Genomic DNA, 1,102 nt, shown 5'->3' with positions numbered 1-1,102 from the left:
GCCGGTGCGTCGTCGTGGTCCTGCTTTGGAGCCGTTGTTGTTGTCCGGCGAGGAGCGGGCGGTGCTGACGCGATGGGCCCGGCGGGCGACGTCCGCCCAGGCGCTCGCGTTGCGGGCTCGGATCGTGCTGGCCTGTGACGGCCCGGATGTGCCGTCGGTCGTCGGTGTGGCAAGGGAGTTGGGGATCACCGCGGACACGGTCCGCAAGTGGCGGCGGCGGTTCCTCTCCGAGCGGCTGGACGGGCTGGTGGACGAGCCGCGGCCGGGCCGGCCGCCCACGATCGCGGTTGACGAGGTCGAAGCGGTGGTGGTGGCGACGCTGGAGGAGATCCCGAAGAACGCGACGCACTGGTCGCGGAGCTCGATGGCGGCCCGCAGTGGCCTGTCGAAGTCCACGGTGGGGCGGATCTGGCGGAAGTTCCAGCTCAAGCCCCACCTGGCGGACACCTTCAAGCTCTCCACGGACCCGTTCTTCATCGAGAAGGTCCACGACGTGGTCGGCCTCTACTTCGACCCGCCCGAAGGTGCCGTGGTGCTGTCGGTCGACGAGAAGTCGCAGATCCAGGCCTTGAACCGGTCCCAGCCGGTGCTGCCGATGATGCCCGGCATGCCGGAGCGCCGGACCCACGACTACGTGCGCAACGGCCTGACCACGCTGTTCGCCGCGTTCGACACCGGCAGCGGGAGGGTCATCACCTCCCTGCACCGCCGGCACCGCGCGGCGGAGTTCAAGAAGTTCCTCGTCAAGATCGACCAGGAGGTTCCCGACGGCCTCGACATTCACCTCATCTGCGACAATTACGGAACCCACAAGACCCCGGCGATCCGAGCCTGGCTGTCCCAACACCCCAGGTTCCACATGCACTTCACCCCGACCGGGTCATCGTGGATCAACCAGGTCGAGCGCTGGTTCGGCTTCCTCACCGACCAGATGATCCGCCGCGGATCCCACAAGAACGTCCAGGCCCTCGAACGCGACATCCGCACCTGGATCAAGAACTGGAATGAGGACCCCACACCGTTCACCTGGACCAAGACCGCCGACGAGATCCTCGACTCCCTCGCCCGATTCTGCCGACGGATCTCCGGCGCAGGACACTAG

At 67.2% G+C, this 1,102-nt stretch carries 1 protein-coding gene; it reads left to right on the top strand.

The features are described 5' to 3' along the window. The first annotated feature begins 4 nt into the window (after positions 1-4). On the top strand, positions 5-1,102 hold the full coding sequence (locus tag ACFZBX_RS36980; protein ID WP_391538209.1) for an IS630 family transposase: 1,098 nt from the start codon (positions 5-7) through the stop codon (positions 1,100-1,102).

The sequence above is a fragment of the Kitasatospora sp. NPDC008115 genome (assembly GCF_042957205.1).
Classification (GTDB): Bacteria; Actinomycetota; Actinomycetes; order Streptomycetales; family Streptomycetaceae; genus Kitasatospora.
Note: the sequence above shows the minus strand (reverse complement) of the source record. Positions and strands in the feature narration are given on the sequence as shown.